Source organism: Aminipila luticellarii (assembly GCF_004103735.1).
Lineage (GTDB): Bacteria > Bacillota > Clostridia > Peptostreptococcales > Anaerovoracaceae > Aminipila > Aminipila luticellarii.
In genome coordinates this window covers 1,266,055-1,284,244 of sequence record NZ_CP035281.1, presented here as the reverse complement: position 1 = coordinate 1,284,244, position 18,190 = coordinate 1,266,055, and the positions used below count along the sequence as shown (strand labels likewise).

Annotated in this window: 17 protein-coding genes; 1 reads left to right on the top strand and 16 read right to left on the bottom strand. The window is 42.1% G+C overall.

Going from position 1 to position 18,190, the window contains the following annotated elements; all coding sequences use genetic code 11:
• Positions 1 to 48: 48 nt before the first annotated feature.
• From EQM06_RS05840 to EQM06_RS05825, 4 genes are all read right to left on the bottom strand, one after another.
• Positions 49 to 243, bottom strand: coding sequence for a CDIF630_02480 family spore surface protein (locus tag EQM06_RS05840; RefSeq protein ID WP_128745439.1), 195 nt, complete (start codon positions 241 to 243; stop codon positions 49 to 51).
• Between the two features lie 202 nt (positions 244 to 445).
• Complete coding sequence (locus tag EQM06_RS05835; RefSeq protein ID WP_128745438.1) at positions 446 to 691, bottom strand: DUF6485 family protein; 246 nt, start codon at positions 689 to 691, stop codon at positions 446 to 448.
• A gap of 48 nt (positions 692 to 739) precedes the next feature.
• Positions 740 to 1,393, bottom strand: coding sequence for an SdpI family protein (locus EQM06_RS05830; RefSeq protein ID WP_164914364.1), 654 nt, complete (start codon positions 1,391 to 1,393; stop codon positions 740 to 742).
• A 61-nt stretch (positions 1,394 to 1,454) separates the two neighbouring features.
• Complete coding sequence (locus EQM06_RS05825; protein WP_128745436.1) at positions 1,455 to 2,549, bottom strand: putative NPN-dependent ornithine cyclodeaminase; 1,095 nt, start codon at positions 2,547 to 2,549, stop codon at positions 1,455 to 1,457.
• Between the two features lie 213 nt (positions 2,550 to 2,762).
• On the opposite strand from EQM06_RS05825, the gene EQM06_RS05820 reads away from it, so the two are divergent.
• Positions 2,763 to 3,704 carry a DDE-type integrase/transposase/recombinase gene (locus EQM06_RS05820; protein WP_128745435.1) on the top strand — a complete coding sequence of 314 codons (942 nt, stop codon included), beginning with the start codon at positions 2,763 to 2,765 and terminating at the stop codon, positions 3,702 to 3,704.
• Positions 3,705 to 3,739: 35 nt separating this feature from the next.
• Here EQM06_RS05820 and EQM06_RS05815 read toward each other — a convergent pair whose 3' ends face one another.
• From EQM06_RS05815 to EQM06_RS05760, 12 genes are all read right to left on the bottom strand, one after another.
• The gene (locus EQM06_RS05815; RefSeq protein ID WP_330548373.1) at positions 3,740 to 4,558 is read right to left on the bottom strand and encodes a pirin family protein; all 819 of its coding nucleotides are present in this window, start codon (positions 4,556 to 4,558) and stop codon (positions 3,740 to 3,742) included.
• Positions 4,559 to 4,657: 99 nt separating this feature from the next.
• On the bottom strand, positions 4,658 to 6,142 hold the full coding sequence (locus EQM06_RS05810) for a dihydrolipoyl dehydrogenase family protein (protein ID WP_128745433.1): 1,485 nt from the start codon (positions 6,140 to 6,142) through the stop codon (positions 4,658 to 4,660).
• 144 nt (positions 6,143 to 6,286) lie between these two features.
• Positions 6,287 to 8,134, bottom strand: coding sequence for an ABC transporter ATP-binding protein (locus EQM06_RS05805; protein ID WP_128745432.1), 1,848 nt, complete (start codon positions 8,132 to 8,134; stop codon positions 6,287 to 6,289).
• On the bottom strand, positions 8,131 to 9,891 hold the full coding sequence (locus tag EQM06_RS05800; protein ID WP_128745431.1) for an ABC transporter ATP-binding protein: 1,761 nt from the start codon (positions 9,889 to 9,891) through the stop codon (positions 8,131 to 8,133). Before EQM06_RS05800 ends, EQM06_RS05805 begins: the two co-directional genes overlap by 4 nt.
• Before the next feature lie 111 nt (positions 9,892 to 10,002).
• Positions 10,003 to 10,443 carry a MarR family winged helix-turn-helix transcriptional regulator gene (locus EQM06_RS05795; protein WP_128745430.1) on the bottom strand — a complete coding sequence of 147 codons (441 nt, stop codon included), beginning with the start codon at positions 10,441 to 10,443 and terminating at the stop codon, positions 10,003 to 10,005.
• Between the two features lie 103 nt (positions 10,444 to 10,546).
• Positions 10,547 to 11,470 carry a lysophospholipid acyltransferase family protein gene (locus tag EQM06_RS05790; RefSeq protein ID WP_128745429.1) on the bottom strand — a complete coding sequence of 308 codons (924 nt, stop codon included), beginning with the start codon at positions 11,468 to 11,470 and terminating at the stop codon, positions 10,547 to 10,549.
• A complete protein-coding gene (locus EQM06_RS05785; protein ID WP_128745428.1) occupies positions 11,467 to 12,429 on the bottom strand; it encodes a glycosyltransferase family 8 protein in 963 nt (320 codons plus the stop codon). Before EQM06_RS05785 ends, EQM06_RS05790 begins: the two co-directional genes overlap by 4 nt.
• Complete coding sequence (locus tag EQM06_RS05780; protein ID WP_128745427.1) at positions 12,426 to 13,268, bottom strand: glycosyltransferase; 843 nt, start codon at positions 13,266 to 13,268, stop codon at positions 12,426 to 12,428. Before EQM06_RS05780 ends, EQM06_RS05785 begins: the two co-directional genes overlap by 4 nt.
• 1 nt (position 13,269) lies before the next feature.
• Positions 13,270 to 14,049: a 1-acyl-sn-glycerol-3-phosphate acyltransferase gene (locus EQM06_RS05775; protein ID WP_128745426.1), complete on the bottom strand. Its 780-nt coding sequence runs from the start codon at positions 14,047 to 14,049 to the stop codon at positions 13,270 to 13,272.
• Positions 14,050 to 14,383: 334 nt separating this feature from the next.
• Positions 14,384 to 14,899 (bottom strand): ferritin, encoded by a 516-nt coding sequence (locus tag EQM06_RS05770; RefSeq protein ID WP_128745425.1) that lies wholly within the window; start codon positions 14,897 to 14,899, stop codon positions 14,384 to 14,386.
• 123 nt (positions 14,900 to 15,022) lie between these two features.
• A complete protein-coding gene (locus EQM06_RS05765) occupies positions 15,023 to 16,642 on the bottom strand; it encodes an amidohydrolase (RefSeq protein WP_128745424.1) in 1,620 nt (539 codons plus the stop codon).
• Positions 16,639 to 18,051: an APC family permease gene (locus EQM06_RS05760; RefSeq protein ID WP_128745423.1), complete on the bottom strand. Its 1,413-nt coding sequence runs from the start codon at positions 18,049 to 18,051 to the stop codon at positions 16,639 to 16,641. Before EQM06_RS05760 ends, EQM06_RS05765 begins: the two co-directional genes overlap by 4 nt.
• Between the last annotated feature and the right edge of the window lie 139 nt (positions 18,052 to 18,190).

Here is an 18,190-nt window from a genome sequence, read left to right as displayed (position 1 = left end):
TCCTTACATTTATTCTATTGGTCATATTTGCTTTAGCCATCCTGTTTATCATAATTGGCTGCCATTATCCACCCAGTTTTTTGCTTTTTCTATACTGTATTCTGATGGAATATTTACGTCTGTCTGTTCGGCAGCCTGTTCCGCATTGCTCCATGCCGCCGTGTTTTCATTGTTGACAGCATTGGAGTCGTCCAATCTCATATTGTTCATGCCGTTTAACCTATTTTTCGTATTGTCATCCATTTTTAAAATCCTCCTAACTGGAAACTTAAGTCATAATTTTAAAATTTCCAAAAAACAAGTTATTATGCTCCTTTTAACCTATTTTTCTTAAAACCCTGATTCCCCTTCAAACCAATCTCAGACAAGTCTAAATGAACCTACAAAAAAAGAGCTGCGCAAACAAGATTATTTCATCTCTGTCTGAACAGCTCTTCTTTATATTTCAAGCATTTTCGGAAGCAGGCGCTCCCTTTTCATCGGCATATTTCTGATAATACTTCACGAAGCTCCCCATGGTAAACTCCTGAAGCTCAGACGTATCGTCGTGGACTAAGTGAAAGAAACAGCTTGGGATCTCCCCTTCGCTTAAGTTTTTTTGTATACATGGATCGCATCCCATGTTGTGATTGCGGGGATTGAATTTGCACTCCTTATCTCCGCAGGTGCAAAAGTGTTCATGTTCCGACATTTTACTTTTCCCTCCTTTAAAACATTGCTTTGCTTTGTTATAAGCACATTATATACCTGTATTATATTTTTTGTATCGAATGTACGAAAAAACAATCGGTATTATGGTTATTATTATAACAACAGCCAGAAATGCAATAAATCTCCAGAATGCCGGCAAAAGTACGGTCAATATGGACAAGAAGCCGCCTATCATCCAGACTTTTCCCCCAAATCGGTGAGTCTCTTTCCATACCTGTTCGTTCGCCAGGGTCCATGAAGTTTTAATTCCTGCCATAAAATTATGTTCAAATTTAGGCATCATATTTCCTATAAATATAAATAATATTCCCAGCATAACCGGCATTATCGTATCTACATGAGGATTCCTGCCAAAGGCTGCAGCAATGGTCACTCCCTGCATTACCAGCATGATCAGCCCTATGCCAAAGAACAGCTGATAATAGTACTTCTTAAATTTATCATAATTTTCCTTCTTGGGATCTATCGCTCGGCAGACTTCCGCAAGCACCTGACAGATCAAAATGGTTACCGGTGCTAAAAAAATCATATATCTGCTGCCGTACCCGTCCACTTCTCCGGACATGTTAAAATGAGTCGGTATGATTTCCGGCAGATCAGGCAGTACGATGCAGGCCGCTATGGCAGATAGAATAAATAAAATCCATGTTTTTAAATTATATCGATTAAATAAATATTTCATCACCAAAAGCCCCCTCTGCCCTTTCAGCATACTCAACACCTTCTCCGGCGGTGTTAAAAAGCTAAGACAGATGAAGTCCTTTGCAGACATTTCCTACAAAATCCTGTACATTGGTCACGATGCCTCTGGCTCCCAGACTTCCTCGGTCACCCAGCTTGTTTACGGCAAACTCCGCCGTATCCACCGTATAAAAATACACTTCCCTTATGGTTCCGTCCGGAAGGACTCTGTACGTTGGGGTCATGTTACCCGATGCAATCGTATGCAACGTCGTAGCCATTCCAATAACTGTAGTGGCCTTTCTAAGATGTGATCTCATGGCGTCCTGCCCATCATAAGTATGCTCGTATACATCCGGCAATGGTCCGTCATCTCGAATGGATCCGTTCAGTACAAAAGGTACTTTATTTTTTACAAGACTGTACATGATTCCGTTGTCAATGTGTTCTTTCTCAATAAAATTTGCAATAGATCCGTGAAGGTTTACTTTGTTTATCGTATCAATATGGTTGTAATGTCCGTTAAAATGAGGTCTCTGGGAATAAAGATCCTGTCCGAGGGCTGTTCCCAGAAGTCCCGCTTCCAAATCGTGAGTAGCTAAGGCATTTCCTGCCAGAAGTGCATGAACGTATCCGTTTTCTATCAATTTGGAAAAGCATTTTCTTGCTTCAAAGTCGAAGGTACAGGCAGGCCCCAGAACCCAAACCACATATCCGTTTTCTTTTTCATGCTGCAAAAGGCCGTTGATAAAGTCATAATCACAGGAAAATCCAGTTTCCCGGCTTCTCCCCTGTCTGAAAGCAAAGGCTTCGTCTTTTTTCTGTTCTGCAGACCGGAAACAATCGCTGTGAACATAGATTCCGTCTTCGCAGTCTTCAGTACGACCCATTACAATGGTATCCCCACAACAGATATTTCGGAACTCCCTGACAAAGATCTTTCCATTCTCATATACAGCAACACAATCCATTCTGGTATCTTCTGCTAAAAGCCATTCTCCGTTTATTTTATAGTATTCCGGGAAAATAGAAGTTGCATGAAAGCCCAGAGGAGCTACCATATCCTTTGGTGCACGTTCTAAAACAGCATTGGGTGAATTTATAAATTTATCCAATGAAAAATCCGGTGTACAATATTCATTTAATTTAAAAAGCATAACGTTGTCCTTCTTCATTCCTTTAAAATTTTTAAAATAAGTATATCACAAAATTTATATTTATCCAAGTGACATATCTTTTTTTAATCTCCTCTGATGTAGGATTACAATACATGTGTTACATTAAGACAAAAAATAAATACGGGAAACGCTAAAATTGTGTTATGCTTAATTCCTCACAAACCAAAACATCACAAATTGGAGGTCTCCCGTATGGCAAGTATAACACAAGATATGAAATATCGTCTATCCTTAATTAAATATGCTCAAAGATTTGGCGTTACAAAAGCTGCTATCAGATATCATCACAACAGGCAATATATTTATCGTTGGTTGCGTAGATATGATGGCTCTATTGAGTCCCTGAGAGAACTTTCTCGTAAGCCTCATTCCCATAAAAATCAGCATACTGCAAATGAGCTTAAACTCATTCATGATATGCGTCGTAGGAATCCAAATGCAGGTCTTGTTGTCTTTTGGGTCAAACTGCGACAGCGTGGGTATTCCAGATCCATTACTGGGCTTTATCGAGTACTAATCAAGCAATCTTTGATCCCTAAGAAACCTCAGAATCCTAAATATATTGCTAAAAAATATGAGCAAATGGAGTATCCAGGTCAAAGAGTACAAATTGATGTTAAATTTGTTCCATCCTCTTGCCTTGTTGGCGAAGCTTCTGATAAGAAATTCTATCAATATACTGCTATTGATGAATTCTCTCGTTTTAGATATCTTGCTGCTTTTGAGGAACACAGCTCTTATTCTGCTTCTGAATTCCTTAAACAAGTTGTTAAAGCTTTCCCATTTAAGATCGAATGTGTTCAGACCGATAATGGACAGGAATTTACAAAACGTCTTGGTACTTCTAAAAATCCAACGTTAACGCTATTCCAACGGACTCTTAAGGAACAAGGTATTATCCATAAAATGATAAGGCCTTATACTCCAAGACATAATGGTAAAGTGGAACGCTCACATCGTAAGGATAATGAATATTTTTATGCGATAGCAAAGTTCTACTCATTCAATGATTTTAAATTACAACTAAAAAAGCATAATGCAAACTACAATAACTTTCCTATGCGCCCTTTGGGCTGGGTTTCCCCAAGAGAAACTCTATTTAATTTTTTGAAGCACGGTGTAACATATGTTTGACAAACCTACACATATCTTTTTTTAATCTCCTCTGACTATTTATGCTTGATAAAAGTCCCCTGCTCCAGCTCCTCAAAAGCATCCATTAATTCTGAATCCGTATTCATCACGATAGGTCCTCCCCACGCAATCGGCTCATGAAGAGGTTTTCCGGAAAAGAAAATAAATCGTAAATCGGCGTCCGCCGGAGCTTCTACCTTGATGCTTGCTCCATTATCAAAAAGAACAGCTGTCTTGCTTAAAATTCGCCTTTCTTCAATCAAAGCGTCTCCTTCCATCAAAAATAGAAAAACGTTTTCCTCCGGATTTACCGGTATTTCAATCTGCCCTCCTGCGGAAAGGAGAATATCATAAATGGAGGCCTGAATATATTTTGGCGTGACGCCCTTTACGCCTTCAAAGCTTCCGGATAAAACCCGAATTTCTACATCTCCCGCCTGCTTCACAGGAATCTGTTCTTTTTCGATATTTAAATACTGCGGTTCCGCCATTTTTTCCATGCTCGGCAGATTCAGCCATAATTGAAATCCCAGCATCCGTTCAGATTCCTGCGGCATTTCCTGATGTAATATACCGCTTCCTGCCGTCATCCACTGAGCCTCACCCGGACCAATCTTTCCCTTATTTCCCAGACTATCCTGATGATCGATCTCTCCTGAAATCAGATACGTAATCGTCTCAATACCCCGGTGAGGATGCATAGGAAATCCGGCAATATAGTCCCTATAATCCTTTGAATCAAACGAATCCAGCATCAGGAAGGGATCAAAATCCTTTGTATCACTTCTGCCCAGTACTCTGACGAGATGAACTCCTGCTCCATCTACGGCATTCTTTCCTCTTATTTCTTTCATCACTTTGCATTCTCTCATATGGATAAACACCCTTTCTAATATATTCTTTAGAAGAACTATACCCTCATATGACCTATTTAAACAAAGAACGAATTCTGCTTATCCTTCCAATTTCTCAAAGACCCAAGCGGTCAACTCATTGAGAGAAGGATGAATCACCATGGAATTGCTGATTGGTTCATACGTGCCCATTTGAGGACACAATTTCCTCAAGCCTTCGATTCCTTTCTTCCCTGTACAATCTGCCGCATTTTTCCCGCACTGGTATCCTTGGTTCATTAAATAGACGAAAGGCTGTAATAAAATCGCAGCTTGAGGTCCTACGATATGAACACCCAGAATTTTTTTGTCCTGCCCTACAATTATTTTAATAAAACCATTGTCTTCATCCCGTTTTCTGTATCCCATGGCAATGCCGCCCACCACTTCTGAATAATAGTTTTTCGCGGTCTTATACAGAATACCTTTTTCCTTCACCTCTTTTTCAGTCATGCCCACATGGGCGACCTGAGGATGCGTAAAAATAGTCCAAGGAACCACGTCATAGCTGACTTCCTTTTTCGTATCTTTAAATAAATTATGACTTAAAATCAGTGCTTCATAATTGGCTTTATGGCGGAATTGATACTTTCCGTTGATGTCTCCCAGTGCCCATATGTTTTTCTGAGAGGTCTCCAAATAAGAATTGGTGCGGATCCAGCCTTTCTCATCTACCTCCACCTCTGTGTTTTCCAAAGAAAGTGTATCCCCGTTGGATTGAACACCGGAAGCGACAAAAATTTCCTCACAGGCTACCGTTACTTTTTCTTTCGTCAATCGGTTTTCTACGGTTACAAACTTTTTGTTCCAATCCTTAGAAACTGCCAGAACAGTGCTGTCTGTCAGCACCTGAATCCCGCTGCCCGTAAATTGTTTTGTAACAAATTGGGAGATTTCCTCTTCCTCCTTATTTAAAAGGCGGCCGGATCTGGCTATAATGGTTACTTTGGTTCCAAAGGCGGAGAAAATATGTGCAAATTCCATGCTGATAGCTCCTCCTCCGATAATAACCAAACTGTTCCACGGTTTGGGTGGAAATTTTTCTCCAAAGAAGGTTTCGGAAGTGACGTATCCCGTTTCTTCTAAGCCGGGAAAAAACGGCGTTAAGCTTCTGGCTCCTGCGGCAATAATAAATTTATCTCCGCAAATCCTATCCTCCGGCCGATTATCTTCGTATCGAATAACCAGCTCATCCAATCCGGAGAAAGCCGCCGCCCCCTTATACAACGTGAGATTGGGCATGTCCAGTAAATTGCTTTCAATTTTTTTATGGAAATTAATTTGTTCCCACATATTTTTTGATATAGTATCCCAATCTATTTCCGGACGGCGTGTGTTAATACCAAATCGTTTAGATCTTTCCATTTCCCGTATAAAATCTGCGGGATACACAAGCATTTTTGATGGTATGCACCCCTTTGTCAAACAGGTACCGCCGACTTTTTCTTTTTCAACCAGCGCACATTTCATTCCCCGATTCAGAGCTTCTTCTAAAACCATTAGGCCTGCTCCGCTTCCTATTACGACTATATCATATCGTTTCAAATGAACACCTCCTATTCTCTAAATCAACCTTAAAAACTGAAAATTCTTTAAATGTATCATATCATACAATTCTTGATAAAAAAAGACAGGTATCTGTGCAAAGATACCTATCCTGTATTTTCTTAGCTGAAATCTCTTTAAAATTTATGCTGCCGACTCAAACTGGCTGTTGTAGAGTTCCGCATAGAAGCCTTTTTGAGCGAGCAATTCATCGTGGTTACCGCTTTCGATGACGTCTCCGTCCTTCATGACAAGGATCAAATCCGCATTTTTAATGGTAGAAAGTCTGTGTGCAATAACAAAGGAGGTTCTGCCCACCGTCAGCTGATCCATAGCGGATTGCACGATACGCTCTGTACGGGTATCCACTGAACTGGTTGCCTCGTCTAAAATAAGAAGGGGAGCGTTTTGAATCATGGCACGGGCAATGGTAATCAGCTGTTTTTGTCCTTCCGACAAGCTGGCTTTATCATTTAAGATGGTATCATACCCTTTTGGCAAGGTTTTGATAAAATGATGCAAGCCTACTTTTTTACAGGCATCCACTACCTGTTCCTCTGTTATTCCCTGTTTGCTGTAAATAATATTTTCCTTAATCGTACCTTCAAAGAGCCATGAATCCTGTAACACCATGCCGAATTGCTCGTGAACATTTTCTCGCGGTACCTGATGAATCGGCGTTCCGTCCAATAGGATTTCACCGCCGTCCAAGTCGTAGAATCTCATAAGCAGGTTGACAATCGTAGTCTTGCCTGCACCGGTAGGACCGACTATGGCTACCTTCTGCCCCGGGTCTATTGTGGTTGAAAAATCACGTATGACAGTCTTTTCAGGCACATAACCGAACTTAACATGTCTAAACTCTACTTTTCCTTTTACATTTTCCAAGGCTTTCGGTTTCTGACTTTCATCCTCCAGCTCTTTTTCCTCCAAAAATTCAAATACTCGTTCTCCGGCGGCGGCAGTTCTCTGTAAATTATTTGCCGCCTGTGCCATCTGAGTCAGCGGCTGCGTAAACAGACGGATATACATCATAAACGCCACAATGACTCCAAAAGAAATTTTGCCGTTCATAGCCAATGATGCTCCCACTACGCAGACAGCCACATATCCGAAGTTTCCGATAAATTGCATAAGCGGCATCATCAGACCGGATAAGAATTGTGATTTCCATGCACTGTTGTATAAGTTTTTATTGATTTCTTCAAAAGTCTTTTTTGCTGAGTTTCCCCCATTATATACCTTCACAATGTTGTGCCCGGAATAAATCTCCTCGATATGCCCGTTCACATTGCCGAGTCCGCTCTGCTGTGCCATAAAATATTTCTGGGATTTTTTCATAAGGATACCCATCAGGGCAAATCCCAAGATACTGGCGCCAACCGCTGTCAGAGCCATGATCCAATTTGTATAAAGCATCATGAGCAATGAGCCGACAAACATAGTCACCGCTGTGACCAGTGTGCCAATGCTCTGATTCATAGTCTGGCCGATGGCATCCACATCATTGGTAACCCGGCTCAGTACATCCCCATAGCTTGTTTTATCAAAATATTTTAATGGCAGCCGGTTTATTTTCCGAGAAATGTCCGTACGCATGGTCTTGGATATTTTTTGTGTAACCGTTGCCATGGTAAAACTCTGCGCAAAATTCAGTACCGCAGAGCCGGCATAAAAGCATGCGAGCAGTACCGCAATACAGACAACGTGATCCATATTTATAGCGCCCACGACCATCTGACCGTTTATCAATGCCGGAAGTCCTTTTGTAATCTCATTAGTCATATCCTTCAGCTTATCCGGTCCGATAATTTGAAGTACCGTACCGGCCGCTGCCGCCAGCATGGCAAAAATAATCACCGGAAGATACGCTTTACAATATCGGATCAGTTTGATCCATGTTCCTTTAAAATCCTGCGATTTTTCGACGGCTCTTCCCATTCCCCGAGGTCCGCCCATTACTCCCGGCCTTTTCCTTATATTTTCACTCATGACGCAAGTTCCTCCTCACTAAGCTGTGATGTCGCAATTTCTTTATAGATCCGGCAGGTTTCGAGCAGCTCTTTGTGCGTACCCTTTCCTACCATTTTTCCTTCATCCAGTACCACGATCTGATCGGCATCCATAATGGTTCCGATGCGTTGTGCAACAATCATACTGGTGACTCCTGCCGTTTCTTTCTTTAAAGCATTTCGCAGCACCCGATCGGTTTTGTAATCTAAGGCGGAAAAGCTGTCATCAAAAATGTAGATTTCCGGATTTCGACAGACCGCACGGGCAATGGCAAGCCGCTGCTTCTGACCGCCCGATACGTTGGTACCGCCTTGAGAAATTTCTGCATAATATCCGTCTTCCATGGCTTCTACGAACTCTGTGCCTTGAGCAATAGCAACTGCTTTTTCGATCTGCTCTGCCGGAGCAGGCTCTTTTCCGTTTTCGCCATAAGCAACATTAGAGCTGACGCTTCCCCGGAATAAGACCGATTTTTGCGGAACATAACCGATTTTATTATATAAAGCTTCCCCTTTATAGTTCTTTACATTGACACCGTCAATCAGCACTTCTCCTTCCGTAGCATCAAAGAAACGGGGAACCAGATTGATCAGGGTACTCTTGCCGCTGCCGGTGGAACCGATAAATGCTATGGTTTCCCCGTGCTTTACAGAAAAGCTCACATCTTGCAGCACATATTCCTCCGCATCCGGATATTTAAAGCTGACATGTTTAAATTCAACCTCGCCCACAAGTCCGGGCTGCCCTTCAGTCAGCGAACCATCTGTAATAGTTGGCTCAGTATCCAGCACCTCATTGATACGCTTAGCTGATACAGATGCTCTCGGCATCAGGATAAACATCATGACTAGCATCATAAAGGACATAATGACCTGCACGGCATAAGAAGAAAATACCACCATATTTGAGAAAATAGTCAGCTTGTCCAGTGCCTGAGCACCATCGATTAAGTACGCGCCAATCCAATAAATTGCCAGAGACAGCCCGCTCATGACCATGCTCATCACCGGCATCATGGCAGACATACTTCGGCTGGTAAAAAGCTGTGTTCCAGTCAATTCCTCATTAGCCTGCTCAAATTTTTCTTCTTGATAAGATTCCGCATTATACGCACGAACCACCCGAAGCCCTGTTAAGTTTTCTCTTGTCACCTGATTCAAATTGTCTGTCAATGTCTGCATTTTTTTGAATTTTGGAATAACAAAGGCCATGATACATGCAATCATAACGATCAAAATCAACACTGCGGCCCCGGTAGCCATAGACCATTCAAAACCCTTTCCTGCAATTTTCATGATGGCCCAAACAGCCATAATAGGTGCCTTAACAATTAATTGCAGCCCCATGGTGACCAAAATCTGAAGCTGCGTAATGTCATTTGTAGACCGCGTAATTAAACTTGAAGTAGAAAACCGGTTGATTTCCTCCATTGAAAAGGAATCCACCTTAGCAAACAACATGCTGCGGAGGCGTTGTGCGAAAGATGCAGCAATACGAGCCGCAAAAAATCCAACGATGACCGCTGAAACTACACTGCCTAGGGCGCACAGGAGCATATATCCCCCCTGCTCCCAAATATCGCTCATGGCGCTGCCGGGCGTCTGCACCAGCCTTGTAATATCCGCCATATAATCCGGCAGTTTTAAATCCAGCCAGACCTGCGTGACAATGAACACCAGACTGACAGCTGCCTGTATCCATTCGTTTGATCTAAAATATTTAAAAATTTTAAGCATATAAACCCCCTGGTCAAAATTTACATTATTTAGTATTATTCGTTACTAACAATATTAGTAATTTTTGTAATTTTTTGCGGCCACACTGGTGACCGCTGGTTTTGCATTTCTTTATTCTTTTTCCTTTTCCTTGATAGCTGGCATTAAATCTATAATCTTTGATATAATGCGTATGAACTCCTTTGCATCTGTCTCGCCAAGCAGTTCCATGGTATGGGTAGCGGCCACCAGTGCCATTTGCTTGTGTTCTATCGCCAGACTTTTTCCATCCGCTGTCAGATCCACTAATATTTTTCTTCGGTCACTTACATCAATCTGACGTGTAATAAGCCCTTTCTTTTCAAGACTGTTAAGCGCCGTTGCGATTCGGGCAGAGCTGATGTTCATTTCTCTGCTGATTTCGCTTGGCAAAACCTTTCCGCCGCTCTCTGAAATATATATGATAACAAAAGCCTCACCCCTCATGATTCCGTCAATTTTCTTGTGATGGGTATAAGTTTGAAGCTGATGGGATTTTTGAAGAAACTGTTCGGCAAGTTCCACATAATTCATATTCTTACTCCTCTCTTCTATCAGATACTAACACTGTTAATATACTAACTTTGTTAATATATTTTGTCAAGAGGAAATTGTAACCTTTTTTCTTTTTTAACTTTTATGTCGCCATCCCGCCTTTTTCTTCCGCTTTGTGGTATTTTGGAAGAATATCGCTTTGACCCATACAGGCTGGGATCCATCCGGCAATATCCTCCACTTCAAACCCATAGTCCAGCGGCTTTCCGTAAATCATTTCATAAGCTGCCTTTTTCTGACGGTAATCCTGTTCACACATGATCAAACTGTTTTCTCGAACGCTTTTCACAGGCTCCGGAAAAATCGCCGGTAAAATATGCAGGATATATCGTACCTTATGGAATTCGGCTGTATCCATCTTCTCTAAATCTTGAATTTCTATAAAACAGGAAATAACGGGCACATTAAACTTCGCCGCATAATAGTAGGCGCCGCGTTTCAGCGGGCGGGGCTTCCGGTAATTAAACCACATTTCCTGCTCCGGGTAAAACAGGACATATTTTTTTCTTTTTAACAGCTTCATCAGAATATCTTCAAATTGATTTACCATATAACGTTGACTGCTGCCGACAGGAACCGTATCTGCATAGTTCATCAAATACCCGATCCAGCCGGACATGGCAAAATTTTCTTCATTACTCACGATATAAAGACCTTCTTTGCCCATTTTCATGGAAAACAGGCGCAGAACTGTATTGTCAAGTGGATTAAAATGGTTACTGGTCAGAATAGCTCCTCCAGTCAATTCCTTCACATGTTCAAGCCCAATGATTTCCGTATTCCTATTGATAAGTTTACTTGCTGTATTGGCAGCATACCGCGCCATCCTATTGTTTGCCCGAAATCCCCAAGTTGTTCTTTTTTGAAGATAGTTTCGGATCAAAACCTGTCTCTGCTCTTCATTCAAAACAGGATCATCCACCTCTACTTTGCTGTGAAAAGCACCAACTCCTGCCGCTTGCTGAATATTTTCGATGACCTGTTCTCGTTTGCTTCCTATTATCATAAGCGTTTCTCTCTTCCTGAATTGAACACAGATTTAAAATTCAGCTCTGCAGCTGCAATCGCTTTGGCTCTTTCCAGCATCAGTTCCAGACACTCTCGATCAGATTGCCGCTCTTTTTCTCCGTACAGCTCCTTACAATTCATAATTTCTTTCATATATCCCGAATGTCTGGCATATTTCCAAAAGTACGACTCATATTGCACATGATCATAACACCACGGCTTGGCGAATAAATTATAATGAATAAGCTTTGGATTCTCAATCGGCTCGGCAGCCTCTGCGGGCATGGCATCCCAAAAAGGGGGAAGATAAACAATTCTGTCATTGCACAGGACGTTTAAATAGTCCTGATCCGGTGCGATGCAGTCGAAATGATAGGTGTCCATCAGTTCCAAAACTCGATGCTCCAGTCTTGATTCCCTCATTTTTTTCAAATTCATCAGGAGCACACCGGAATTGATATATTGATCTTTTTTAACACCGACTCCATTTTCTATATAGTCCACAAAAGGCGGTACGCCTGCCACGGAATGATCCGCTGCGGCGGCCAGCAAATGATCTCCCAGCTCTGTTCGATATAATTCTGAAATATCACCCGGCACAACAACATCGCTGTCCAGATAAATAGCCTTGTCATATTCCGGAAACATAACGGGAATGAACAGGCGGAAAAAAATAGTCAGCGTAAAAAAATCTGCCCTTAGCCGATTGCCTATCCGGTCTGTGATTCCCTCCAGCCGGTTTTCCATGGGAACAAACTGTATTTCAACGTGTTCTGCCCCAAGAGCAGCAAGCCTTTCCTGATTCGTCTTGCTTAAGTTCTGATGGAGCACCGTTATTTTATACATATACTCCCTGGATGCGTTTTGGATAATGGAAGCCAGAGCTACACTTAAAAACGGTGCATACCCATCATCAATGGCAAAGAAAATGGGTATCCTTTCATGCTTCTCGTTCATTCTAAATTTCTCCTCCTTTTGGTCTCAGACCGAAACCTCCTATATTCACCGTACAGATCATCATACTCATGAAGCTTTAGAAGACGGTGTACTTTTTCCATTTCCCACGGTTTGACAGTCATCGTATGAACCCATGGGAAAAATCGAAAGCTTGTGGTAAAGTGCTGTAACACTGTATTTTTGCGGAGCTTACGCTGTTCATTAAATCGGCGCGGAAGTGTTTTTTTATAACGTGCAAACTTATTTAGTGCGGATTGATCCGGCATAAACATTCTCTTTTTCTTGCAAAGCTTCCTGCATTTACAAAATAAACCGGTATCACGGATTTTTTTCAAATTGAATAACAAGACCCCGGAATTCTGATAATCGAAATGCAAGAGATTCCTGCGGAAGAACCATCGGCCGTAATGATCCAGCACTCCGGCAAATTCGTACTCTGAAATATCCTGATGATAAAGCTCCCTGCAGTTTTTCCGGCATAAAACATCGTTGTCCAGATATAAGATTTTTTCCGGCAGCTCCGGTACTTCATCCGCAAACAGCCGAAGCATACAATACGGCGTAAAACGGGTACTAAGATTCTTAACCGGCAGCTCTCGATAAAAAGATTCCGTTACGTCGATCAAGGATACAAAGTTAGCGGAATTTGTCTGTTTTACCAGTTCATCCATATCGGAAGCAAATGCTTGTGATATGGGAAAATAAATCGTTTTTCCCAGGTTCAACGACATGGTCAGTACATAAATTTGTAACGGCTCCTCCGTATTTTTCAAAAAAGACAGGATAGAAAGGAGCAGGCCGTTTTCGGTTTTATCATTTCCACAGTACAGTAGATTCATTTCAAGGCGCCTCCCTCTCATAGCGGATATATGAATATGTGCTGTTCAGGCTGCGTTTCTCCATGCAACGAAAGATTTCATCGTGCAGCTTTTCCTTCTGCTTCAGCTTTGAAATAGACTTGTCCGGATAAAACGGCCCGTCTACATACACCGTAATACCGGGCTTTTTCCCATATTTTCTTTTCTGATAGGTCGTCGTTATGCAAAAGGACGGAGCATCACATTCTACCGGAAAATTAAAAGAAGTGTCCGGAAAGGGGCGTATTTTTGTATGCCATGGCCAGACATGCGCTTCCGGATACAACACCACGCAACTCTGATTTCTTATATGCAGACGAATCGCCTTATAGAGCTTCTTCAATCCGCTGACAGAGCTTGGCAGCGGCAATGCTCCAAGCAAGGGCAAAATCGGACCAATGACCGGAATGCCCAGATTAGCCGGGCTCGCCACCACATATACGCGTTTTCGGGCAAGCATCCATACGGGCAGCAATACGTCTCCCAAAGGCTGTGTGTGATTTCCGTAAAGAAAACATCCGGTATGGTGAGCATGCTTTAACACCGAGCGGTTTTTAATTTTTGCATGCAGGATCAACCGGCAATATGGAAAACAAAAAAGTGCTATAATGCGGTAAAGGCATTGGGAAATCACGCGGTAAGGCAGGTTGTCATGCGTCCAAGAATAATGTTCCGGCAATTCAAAGGATTGCCTTTTACTTTCCACGAAATCGTCTGTATAAGATTTAAAATATCTTATTTCTGCATTTTTATGCCGCTTCATTGCAACCTTTCACCAGTCTCTATCCCATACGGATAACCATTGATACGCTGTTCGTCCTTTACTTTTGTCTGTCCTCAGAATCGCATTCTGTTCATATTATTGGCAGTTCCTGTAACCTTTATACGTTCCGACGATAAACTTCCCTTCTCAATCTGAAATGCAAGAATTAACGCCTAACAAAAAAGTGGCTTCGCTACTTCCTCTAGGGAACCCCTGTTTCCTGGCGAATAAAAAAAGCCACGCAGCAAATAAAGCTGTCTGCTTCGTGCAGACCACTTCATTTAAAGCGTGACTTCTTTCATTATAATCGATTTTTTGCTCTTATGTCAGAAAATTAATCCAATACCAGTGAAGGTGCGGCATATACTCTTGCCTTCATCTCATTATCCAGCATATAGAGGCTCTTTGGATCCCCGCCGAATAAATCAAATTTCTTAATGTTATCATCGGCGTTCTTTTCTTCTTCGCCCTGCTCCTTTACAAACCAGTCAAGGAACTGCATCGTTCGAAAATCTCTTTCTTTATAAGCTGCTTCATATATAGTATTAATAGAAGCTGTTACATATTGTTCATGTTCCAAAGCCTTTGTTAATGGATCCTTAAAGTCCTTGTAGCTTCCCTCAGGAGCTGCAATTTCCGTTAAGGTAACTTGTTCTCCATTATTTAATAAGTATTGACGGAATAACATGGCATGATCTCTTTCTTCCTGTGTCTGAACATCAAACCAATGTTCAAATCCGTTCAGATTCTGATCTGAATAGTAATTTGCCATGTCCATATAAAGGTATGCGGAATAAAATTCTTTATTCACCTGTTCATTTAATAACTTTGCTACTTCTGGTTTTAACATATCGCTTTCATCCTCCTTATTATTATTTAAGTGAATTCCTTACAAACTAAACATTCACCATAGTGTATACATTCATTATACCACAATCTGGGAGATATGAAACAAGTGAATTCAGATTAGGAATCATGTTCTGGAATAAACTAATTTTCCGCCCACAAAAGTTTTTTCAACCACTGCGTCTAAAATTTCTTCCGGACTGCAAGTAAATAAGTTTCTGTCCATAATAATAAAGTCTGCATATTTGCCTTCTGTCAGTGTCCCGATCTTATCCTGATAATTTGCAACTAAGGCAGATCCATAGGTATATCCCTGCAAGGCCTGTCCAAGGGATATTTTCTGCTTCGGTACAAATCCCCCATCCGGATAACCTGACGGGGACTGACGGGTAATTGCTGCATGAATACCTTCCATTGGATTTAATCCGACCACAGGATAGTCCGTCCCTAAACAATACGTTGCTCCTGCATCAATCAGCGTTTTTATCGGCCACATGTACGGAATCCACTTTTCACCCAGCAGCTTTGGATATCCGTCCACATTCAGAATGGCGTGTACCGGCTGCATGGAGGCCATAATTCCCATTTTGGAAATTCTATCAATATCTTCCGGTTTACAGCTTTCAATGTGCTCCAGCGCGTGGTGCAATCCTTTATTTCCATTGGCAGCCATGACCTTTTCAAAGCAGTTTAAGGCATTGTTAACCGCACCGTTCCCAATCGTATGTAATCGGACGCTATAGCCTTCCGCATCGGCATGGAGCAGCAATTTCGTCAATCTTTCTGCTCCAATCTGCAATTCGCCGCAGGTGGACGGATTGTCCGCGTAGGGCTCAGAAAGATAACCGGTATAGGATTCGCAAACTCCGTCTGTAATTAATTTTAGACCTGAAACATGAAACATATCCGAGTCACAACGCTTTTCCGTTTTTTTAACTTCGGTCAGATCTTCTTTAAGTTCCATAAAAAGGTGGATACGAAGGGTTAATAAATGATCCTCTTCCATTTGTTTAAATAAATCAACGGTTTCTTCCTCGGACAAGCTTCCATAAGGATGGACAACACCAAGAGACGTTATCCCATAAGCATTCGCCGTCTTAATGGCCTTTGCAACCGTCTTGGGTAAGTCGGGGCACTGCAGGGCTGCGTTATTTACCGGATTCAAATATCCCGGTTCTCTAATCAGGCCTGTCAATTCGCCGTCTTCATACCGGCCCAGGGTGCTGTCCTCCAAATCCGGAGTGGATCGATCCCACCCCATCCGTTCCAAAGCCTTTTTATTTACCAAGCCGGAATGCAGATCCCAAGATGCCAGATATACCGGACGATCCGGTATGGCTTCATCTAGTAATTCTCTGCTGGGCAGTTCTCCTCCGACCCAGGACACCTCATTCCAACCCTTTCCATAGACCCATTGATTCTCCGGGTGCATATCAGCAAATTTCTTTGCCCTCTCTACGCATTGAGCAAGACTGGTACAGTCACTTAAATCGAAACCTAAATCCTCATCGTTTTGCATCGCTCCATAAACAAAATGGACATGGGAATCATGAAAGCCCGGCAGGATCAATTTGTCCTGACACGGAATGATTTTTGTATCGGCGTCCGTATATTCTGCCATATCTTCAAAAGAACCTACGGCCAAAATATGCTTGCCGCTGACCGCCAATGCTCCGCTGATAGGTTTCAATGAATTTCCCGTAAAAATCGCATCACTTATATAAATCGTATCCGCATGTTGTCTCATATATTACCTCCCGATAAGCTTTCAGAAGCCGCTTTTTTTGCTTTACGTTCACCGTTATAGTGCAGTAAAATGCCGATCAGAGTAATTACTGCAAATCCGCCCCAGCTTTTGAGCAGCTGCATTCCCGGATTTGCTACGCCCTCAGCCGGCAGGGAAAGACCCACGATGGCAAAAATAACACTGATGGTCGGAAGCAGACCGCAAACCCACACACCGATGTTTCCTCCCGGAACCTTATACGGACGTTCCCGATCCGGATCGATTTTTCTCAGTCGAATCAAAGACGGATACATAAATACATACGGTGTCATAAACAGCATACTGGAGAAACAAAAAATAAAATCATAAATTGCATTAATACTATCGCCTCCGGCAAAGCTTAAAACAGTATAGGCCGTTCCAAATATACCCATGATCAAATAAGCGTAGTCCGGCGTTCCATATTTTTTGTTTTTATGACCGAGAATCGCAGACTTTTCTCCAAGCCCCGCAGAAGAAATAACGGCAGAAGTACCAAAAGCCCAAGCAATTCCAGAGGCAGCAAGGCCATAAACAATAGCAATAACAATCAACGAAGTCAACACCTTACCTAAGGCTTCCCCGCCGATAGAAACAGCTGCTATTTGTACCGCATCAACGATACCATTCACACTGTCCACCTGAGATTCAGGAATAATAGCCATAATGGCAACCGTTGCCATTACATAAGCCAACCCCACAATAATACCCGTTATCGTAGTAAATTTAGGAACATTCTTTTGTGGGTTATCGCACTGGCTGGCAACAGAACTGATCAATTCGAAACCGAGTAAGTTAAAAACTACCACCGGGGCAAAATCTACAAACATCGACCAGGACGGAATGATACCGGATAAGGTAAAATGCGTTGCTGTTCCGCCGTTCTTAATGCAGAAAATAACTGCCAGCGCAACGATGACAGCAAGGATACCCGCTACCACGTTTCCGCCGAAAGCACATATTTTTTGCGTCAGGCCAGAATTGCAAATGCCGACAATTACAGTAAACCAAATAAGTCCGATGGTACCTGCCATTTGAGCCAGCGATGATAAGTTCGGGAAAAAGAAGGCCTGCAGGTTTCCCATAATGGTGATAAATACCAGCGGTAAACCAAACACATAGTTTACCCAATAAAACCAACCGACAACGGAACCGGGTACAGGTCCGAAAGCTTTTGTTACCCAAAGGGAAATCCCTCCGTCTTCAACGTAAGTTGAACCAAGTTCAGAAACGGTCAAACAATTTGGAATCAAGAAAGCGAATGCCATAATAATCCATACGCCAAGGCCATGAGTCCCTCTTGCCGCAGATGCGGACCAGGTATATAAAACCACAAGGCTGCAGATACCAAACATAATCATTGATAACAAGGAAATCTTTTTACTTTCCATAAAACAATAACTCCTTTCAAAATTTTAAAGATGCTGCAACATATCTTAATACATAAAGTATAGCAACCGGAGCTTAATCCTTTCTATAGACCTACCGGCTAAAATAAGTTCATGAAAGGGGGAATATGGATTAAAAAGG